Source organism: Flavobacterium sp. ENC (assembly GCF_020991415.1).
Lineage (GTDB): Bacteria > Bacteroidota > Bacteroidia > Flavobacteriales > Flavobacteriaceae > Flavobacterium.
The window spans coordinates 91,560-98,432 of record NZ_JAJMOY010000013.1 but is presented as its reverse complement, the minus strand read 5'-3'; the positions used below and the strand labels follow the sequence as shown (position 1 = coordinate 98,432).

Here is a 6,873-nt window from a genome sequence, read left to right as displayed (position 1 = left end):
AGAATCTAAGAATCTAAGAATCTAAGAATCTAAGAATCTAAGAATCTAAGAATCTGCCCGATCGCTATCGGGGCTAAAATCAACAATCTAAAATCAACAATTCTAAATGGGCGCCTTTGTAATCAGTAAAAGATTTAATGATGAATATAAATTTGTTTTTACTTCCAGGAAAGGAAAAGTGATTTTTACAAGTTTGAGTTATGAGTTGAAGTTTGAATGTGAGGAAGATATTGAAAAATTTAAATTGAGTATAGATCAGGCAAGTTTCTTAAAATTTAAGGGCTCCGGAGGAAAATACTTTTTTAAATTGATGCTGGGGGAGCTTCATTTTGCAACAAGCCGTAAATACACGACAGAATTGCTTTTGCAGAAAGGAATCAAAGAAATTGTCACTTATGCTTCACGGTCGGAGATTTTGGATTTCTCGTCCAGTGAATCGATTTTTGAAGATGAAGAAGTGGTTGAAGATGAAATGGAATAAAAAAAAGAAAATCCAATACTTGAAATTCCAAATTCCAATAGCTTGTAGTTGGTTGTTTTGTAAAAATAATAAGTTTGAAATTCCAAATTCCGGTAATACAATTTGTATTGTTGGAATTTGGATTTTTTTTATATTGGATTTTTTTTAAATTATATTGGATTTTTTTAAATTTAGAGCAAAAAAAAACCATCTCTAGGATGGTTTTAAAATTTTTAGAACTTAGGTTCTAATTATTTTTTTACTTCTTCTACTTTAGCAGCAGCAGAGTCAACTTTAGCAGCAGCAGAATCAACAGTTGCAGCAGCAGAATCAACTACAGCAGCAGCAGAATCAACAGTAACTGCAGTAGAATCTACAGCTTCAGTAGCTGGAGCATCAGCTTTTTTACAAGATACAACAGTTAAAACAGCAACAACAGCTAAACTTAAAAATACTTTTTTCATCTTACTTTATTATAAAAGGTTAATTATTAATTCGTGGCAAAGATATAAATTTTTTAATATGTAAAATATTTTTTTATTTTTTTTTTAAAATATTTTCATTGCTCACGAATATCTTACTTATCAAACAATATGCCAAAATGCTAAAATTATGTTATATTATTGTATTTTTCGTATAAATTATTTTTTGTTGAATATTCAATAAGAAAATTGGCTTTTTTGATTCTCTTACCAGTGGTTTGTTTTGCTTTTTATTGATTATTGTGCAGGCTTTAAAAGCTTAAATAAGCTCATTTGAGCAACTTTTTTATTATTTACGACTCAAAACCCGTCTTTTGTTATTTCGAGTTGTTAAAAAACGGTTTTCATGATGGTGTTTGTTGCTCCTTTGTTGTCCTGAATAAACGACTTGCAAATTTGAGATTTTTCCTTAAAAAAAATCGGATCTGAAATTAAGCGATCAAGATGTAGTTTAAGCTCCTCTTTGTTGTTAATAACAGTGCAGCCTCCAAGTTCTGCCAGTTGTACGGCTTCGGCAAAATTCGAGTAATTCGGGCCTATTACAATTGGAATTCCAAAAGTAGCAGGTTCTAAGATGTTATGGATGCCCGGATTTCCAAAACCGCCTCCAACATAAGCTATCGTTCCGTAGCTATAGATTTTGGTCAGTAAGCCAACGGTATCAATGATAAAGACATTATAATCAGATAAATCGATTTTTTCTTTTTCGGAAAACAAAATACTTGATTTCGTGATTTGGGATTTCAGACTTGCAATCTGATCTGTTTTTATGTTATGCGGGGCAATAATGAACTTTATATTCTCCGGCGCCTGATTGATGTATTCAGCCAGTAAAACTTCGTCTTTTGGCCACGAACTGCCAATAACAATCGTAGTCTGGTTATTTTTGAAGTTTTCAATAAAATCAAGAGTATTGTCTCTTTCCAAGATGGCATTGACACGGTCGAAACGGGTATCGCCGGAAACAATTACATTGTGAAATCCAATCGCTTCGATTTTTTGTTTTGAACTTTCGTTTTGCACAAAGAAATAAGTGAAGGTCTTCAGTGCTTTTCGGTAAAATCCGCCATACCACTTAAAGAACATCTGGTTATCCCTGAAAATTCCGGAAATCAGATAAGTGGGTGTTTCGTTTTTTTTAAGTTCTTTTAAATAATTAAGCCAAAATTCATATTTAATAAAAAATGCCAGTTCGGGATGTGCTAATTTTAAAAAACGTTTAGCATTGCTTTTGGTGTCTAAAGGCAGGTATAGGGTCACATCTGCTACGGTATTGTTTTTACGTACTTCGTATCCTGAAGGGGAAAAAAAGGTAACAATGATTTTGTGTGAAGGATGTTTTTCTTTTATTTTTTCGATAACCGGCAAACCTTGTTCATACTCTCCAAGTGAGGCGGCATGAAACCAGATGGTTTTGTCTTCAGGTTTTATTTTTTCTTCCAAAATGGTAAAAACATTTTTTCTCCCGTTTATAAAGAGCTTGATTTTCGGACTAAACAGCGCGACAATTTTAAGAAAAAAGGCAGCAAGATAAACGACTAAATTGTATAGAAAAAGCATGTGTGTAATTTTGGTGCTAAAATACGTTTCTTTCGATTATTTTCATTGTTTGAAGGTATTAAATAACTATTTTTGTGCTTCGTTTTGAAGATTGAATTCCGAAAACAAATCTTAAGTTTTAAAATAAAGAAAGATAAATGAAAAAAATTCAAATGGTTGACTTAAAGAGTCAATACGAAAAAATAAAAACAACGGTTGATGCTTCAATTCAGGAAGTTTTAGATACAAATACTTATATAAACGGACCATTGGTTCAGCAGTTTCAAAAAAATCTTGAAAACTATTTAGGAGCGAAACACGTGATCCCTTGTGCCAATGGTACAGATGCTTTGCAGATCGCAATGATGGGCCTTGACTTAAAGCCGGGTGATGAGGTTATTACTGCTGATTTTACCTTTGCAGCTACTGTAGAAGTAATTGCTTTGTTACAATTAACTCCCGTTTTGGTAGACGTTGATGTTACTAATATGAACATTGATATTGAAGCGATAAAAAAAGCAATCACACCAAAAACAAAAGCAATTGTTCCGGTACATTTATTCGGTCGTGCAGCTAATATGGATGCGATTATGGAAATTGCCGCAGCGCATAATTTATATGTAATCGAAGATAATGCACAGGCAATCGGCGCTGATTATATTTCTAAATCAGGAACCAAAAGCAAAGTGGGCGTTATAGGCCATGTGGCTGCAACTTCCTTTTTTCCATCTAAAAACTTGGGCTGTTATGGAGATGGCGGAGCAATTTTCACCAATGATGATAAGCTGGCACACATTATCCGCGGAATCGTAAATCATGGAATGTACGAACGTTACCATCACGATGTGGTGGGGGTAAACTCACGTTTGGATAGTATCCAGGCAGGAGTTTTAAATGCAAAATTACCTTTTCTGGATCAATACAATGAGGCACGCCGTTTGGCAGCAACAAAATATAATGCCGCTTTTGCAGGTCATAAAAATATTATAACACCGGAATTTGATCCAAATGAAAATGATCATGTTTTTCACCAGTATGTTTTAAGAATTGTTGATGCAGATCGTAATGCGCTAATGCAGCATTTGCTGGATAAAGCAATCCCATGTGCGATTTATTATCCAATTCCACTGCATTCACAAAAGGCTTATGCAGATGTTCGTTATAAGGAAGAACAATTTCCTGTAACCAACCAATTGGTAAAAGAAGTAATTGCCTTGCCAATGCATACCGAACTTGACGATGAGCAGATTGAATTTATTACAGGGGCTGTTTTGGAATTTTTGAATAAATAAGATGAGAAGTGTCCGGTTTTTAATTTTGATGGTCCTTGTTCAGTTTTCGGCTTTTGCTCAAAAACCGAATGCTAAAGAAGAAGTCATTGTTGCTCATCAGGTTGAAATTTTGCGTCAGGCAATGATTGATGCTGACGGAGCGAAATTAAAAGCATTAACTTCTGAAAAGCTGAATTACGTTCATTCGAATGGCAATTTTCAAAACCAGACAGAATTTATAGACGGAATAGTAAGCGGGAAATCTAATTTCGTAACTATCGAGTTTCAGAACCAAACCATAACTATTCAGGATAATGTTGCTATAGTAAAACATGTTTTGTCGGCTCACACTAAAGATGACGGAATTGACAGAGATATTAAAATCGGAATAATGCTTGTCTGGCAAAAGCAAAAAAACAACTGGATTCTTATTGCCAGACAGGCATATAAATTAACTACATAAAAAACAACCAAAAAATGAAAGTATTAGTAACAGGAGGATTAGGATTTATTGGTTCACATACCGTAGTCGAATTGCAAAATGAAGGCTTTGAAGTTGTGATAATTGATGACCTTTCTAATGCTACAGAAGATGTTTTAAAAGGAATTGAAAGAATTACCGGAAAACTCCCGTTGTTTGAAAAAATAGATTTACGGGAAAAAACAGCAGTTCAGGATTTCTTTAAAAAACATGATGATGTTACCGGAGTTATTCATTTTGCGGCTTCGAAAGCAGTGGGTGAAAGTGTTGAAAATCCCTTACTGTATTACGAAAACAACATTGGCACTTTAGTATATTTATTACAGCAATTGCAGGAAAAGCCAGAGGCCAGTTTTATTTTCAGTTCGTCTTGTACGGTGTATGGTCAGGCTGAAAAAATGCCAATTACGGAAGATGCGCCGATTCAGGCTGCAATGTCCCCTTACGGAAATACCAAGCAGATTGGGGAAGAAATTATTACCGATACTGCGAAAGTTACTAATATAAGCGCTATTTTATTGCGTTATTTTAATCCGGTTGGTGCGCATTCAAGTACGGAAATTGGAGAGTTACCATTAGGAGTTCCTCAAAACCTGGTTCCTTTTATTACACAAACCGGAATGGGATTGCGTAAGGAATTGTCGGTTTTCGGAAATGACTATCCAACTCCGGACGGAACTGCAGTTCGTGATTACATTCACGTTGTAGACTTAGCAAAAGCGCACGTTATTGCGTTGCAGCGTCTGTTGAATAAAAAGAATCTGGCTAAAGTCGAGACTTTTAATTTAGGAACCGGAAAAGGAAGTTCTGTTCTGGAAGTAATCAACAGTTTTGAAAAAGTGAGTAACACCAAATTACCTTATAAAATTATGCCGCGCCGGGAAGGTGATATCACAGAGGCTTACGCTAATACAGATAAAGCAAATAATGTTCTGGGCTGGAAGGCACAATTAACATTAGACGAAGCAATGGCAAGCGCCTGGAAATGGGAACAAAAAGTACGATCGTAGAGATTCACAGCAGTGCATCTTTACTGCAAACAAAAAATCCCGAATTATAGTAGTATAGTTTGGGATTTTTTATTTTAAAAAAAGGCATTTAATTATTATGAAAAAAAGTTTAGATTATAAATTAATTTTTGCCTTAACAGCCGTTGGCATTGTTTGGGGCACTACCTTTTTAGGAATTAGGGTTGCGGTAGAAACAATTCCGCCATGGTTTGTAACTTCTATACGTCAGGGATTGGCAGGATTGATCGTAATGATCATTTTATTGTTTAAAAAAGAACTGAAATGGATTGGCTGGAAAAATTTAAAACACCAGCTTGTTCCGTCGGTATTAATGATTGTTATTGCCAACGGGTTTACCACAATTGCGGAGCAGAGTTTACCAAGTGGATTAGCATCTGTTATAAGTGCCATGTCACCCATACTTATATTTATAGGAAGTATTTTTTTCGGATTGCAAAAAGCAAGTTCGAAGGGGTTTGCAGGTGTAGTTGTCGGATTTTCGGGTGTTGTTTTTATATTCAAAGACGGACTTCATTCCTTTTTAGATGCCGATTATAAAATTGGTGTGATATTTATGATGCTGGCTATTTTGGCCTGGGCAGCCGGAACGATTTATACAAAAACGCATGCTTATAAATCGAATAATATTGCGCTCAATTTGTTTTATCAATTTACAATGGCATCCTGCATTCAGCTTGTTTTGGCTTTTATTTTTTCACCAAATCCGGATGTAAGCTCATGGAGTTCAAGAAGTATTTTTGCTTCCTTGTATTTATCTGTTTTCGGATCAGTAATTGCGTTTTTCTGTTATAATTATGCTTTAAAACATGTTACGGCAGTACAGGTTTCTATTCTGTCGTATGTCAATACGATTATTGCTGTTTTTTTAGGGTGGCTGCTTTTAAAGGAGAAAATTACAGTCGATTTTATCATCGCGACGGTACTTATTATTTTAGGCGTTTTCATTATTAATTATAAAAAGAAAGAGAAGAATATTTCCTAGACATTTTATCCCTTTAAAATCCCAATAATCAATGATCATTGGGATTTTTTTGATTTAACGAAATTATCGTAAATTCGTGATCTAAAGATTTGGATTATGAACGAGAAGAATGAAAAGCAGAAAAATAATAAGGTAGAAGAACCTGCAGTAGAATACGAAGTTCAGAAACCAAAATTTAAGGGTATTGACCCTGATACTTTTGATTTTGATGCCGAATTTGCAAAAGGTTTAACACCTGAGCAGGCAAAAGAAGAATCAATTAGAAGGATAAGAGAGTGGTGGGGGAAATAGAAGTTGTTTTTACATCAGGCGTTATTCTATATCTTGATGATTTAATTATTACGCTATATAAAAAAGAATATTTTGGTTTTATTGAATCTGCAGAAGAATATGTCTCTAATATTTACGATGCTGTTCCGGAAAGAATTAAAAAAGCTCCTCACAAGAAAACCCCTGAAACACTACGATATTTAGGTTCAAATTATATTTTTTATAAATCCAGTTCCAAAACAACCTGGTACATATTCTTCGAAAAAAGAGATAAAAATTACCTGATTACCGGAATTACAAATAATTATTGCAAAGAAGCTAAAGAACTATAAAACAAAACCTCATAAATCAAATTTA

At 34.4% G+C, this 6,873-nt stretch carries 9 protein-coding genes; 7 read left to right on the top strand and 2 right to left on the bottom strand.

What is annotated here, in order from left to right; translation table 11 throughout:
• Positions 1 to 106: 106 nt before the first annotated feature.
• On the top strand, positions 107 to 481 hold the full coding sequence (locus LPB89_RS21175) for a DUF1508 domain-containing protein (RefSeq protein ID WP_230703609.1): 375 nt from the start codon (positions 107 to 109) through the stop codon (positions 479 to 481).
• A gap of 230 nt (positions 482 to 711) precedes the next feature.
• Here the strand turns inward: LPB89_RS21175 and LPB89_RS21170 are convergent, their stop codons facing one another.
• Complete coding sequence (locus LPB89_RS21170) at positions 712 to 924, bottom strand: hypothetical protein (RefSeq protein ID WP_127339320.1); 213 nt, start codon at positions 922 to 924, stop codon at positions 712 to 714.
• A 348-nt stretch (positions 925 to 1,272) separates the two neighbouring features.
• On the bottom strand, positions 1,273 to 2,502 hold the full coding sequence (locus LPB89_RS21165) for a 3-deoxy-D-manno-octulosonic acid transferase (protein ID WP_230703608.1): 1,230 nt from the start codon (positions 2,500 to 2,502) through the stop codon (positions 1,273 to 1,275).
• A 137-nt stretch (positions 2,503 to 2,639) separates the two neighbouring features.
• Here LPB89_RS21165 and LPB89_RS21160 point away from each other — a divergent pair, with 137 nt between their 5' ends.
• From LPB89_RS21160 to LPB89_RS21135, 6 genes are all read left to right on the top strand, one after another.
• A complete protein-coding gene (locus tag LPB89_RS21160; protein ID WP_230703607.1) occupies positions 2,640 to 3,773 on the top strand; it encodes a DegT/DnrJ/EryC1/StrS aminotransferase family protein in 1,134 nt (377 codons plus the stop codon).
• Position 3,774: 1 nt separating this feature from the next.
• Positions 3,775 to 4,215 (top strand): nuclear transport factor 2 family protein, encoded by a 441-nt coding sequence (locus tag LPB89_RS21155; RefSeq protein WP_230703606.1) that lies wholly within the window; start codon positions 3,775 to 3,777, stop codon positions 4,213 to 4,215.
• A gap of 14 nt (positions 4,216 to 4,229) precedes the next feature.
• Positions 4,230 to 5,243, top strand: coding sequence for a UDP-glucose 4-epimerase GalE (galE, locus tag LPB89_RS21150; RefSeq protein ID WP_230703605.1), 1,014 nt, complete (start codon positions 4,230 to 4,232; stop codon positions 5,241 to 5,243).
• A gap of 97 nt (positions 5,244 to 5,340) precedes the next feature.
• Positions 5,341 to 6,246 carry a DMT family transporter gene (locus tag LPB89_RS21145; protein ID WP_230703604.1) on the top strand — a complete coding sequence of 302 codons (906 nt, stop codon included), beginning with the start codon at positions 5,341 to 5,343 and terminating at the stop codon, positions 6,244 to 6,246.
• A gap of 96 nt (positions 6,247 to 6,342) precedes the next feature.
• Positions 6,343 to 6,537, top strand: coding sequence for a hypothetical protein (locus LPB89_RS21140; protein ID WP_230703603.1), 195 nt, complete (start codon positions 6,343 to 6,345; stop codon positions 6,535 to 6,537).
• Positions 6,522 to 6,848 carry a hypothetical protein gene (locus tag LPB89_RS21135; protein ID WP_230703602.1) on the top strand — a complete coding sequence of 109 codons (327 nt, stop codon included), beginning with the start codon at positions 6,522 to 6,524 and terminating at the stop codon, positions 6,846 to 6,848. The genes LPB89_RS21140 and LPB89_RS21135 overlap by 16 nt, the downstream gene beginning before the upstream one ends.
• Positions 6,849 to 6,873: the final 25 nt, after the last annotated feature.

Excerpts from the sequence above, each read along its gene's own strand:
- galE (WP_230703605.1), top strand. The coding sequence starts at position 4,230 with ATGAAAGTATTAGTAACAGGAGGATTAGGATTTATTGGTTCACATACC.
- LPB89_RS21155 (WP_230703606.1), top strand. The coding sequence starts at position 3,775 with ATGAGAAGTGTCCGGTTTTTAATTTTGATGGTCCTTGTTCAGTTTTCG.
- LPB89_RS21160 (WP_230703607.1), top strand. The coding sequence starts at position 2,640 with ATGAAAAAAATTCAAATGGTTGACTTAAAGAGTCAATACGAAAAAATA.
- LPB89_RS21175 (WP_230703609.1), top strand. The coding sequence starts at position 107 with ATGGGCGCCTTTGTAATCAGTAAAAGATTTAATGATGAATATAAATTT.
- LPB89_RS21170 (WP_127339320.1), bottom strand. The coding sequence starts at position 924 with ATGAAAAAAGTATTTTTAAGTTTAGCTGTTGTTGCTGTTTTAACTGTT.
- LPB89_RS21140 (WP_230703603.1), top strand. The coding sequence starts at position 6,343 with ATGAACGAGAAGAATGAAAAGCAGAAAAATAATAAGGTAGAAGAACCT.
- LPB89_RS21145 (WP_230703604.1), top strand. The coding sequence starts at position 5,341 with ATGAAAAAAAGTTTAGATTATAAATTAATTTTTGCCTTAACAGCCGTT.
- LPB89_RS21165 (WP_230703608.1), bottom strand. The coding sequence starts at position 2,502 with ATGCTTTTTCTATACAATTTAGTCGTTTATCTTGCTGCCTTTTTTCTT.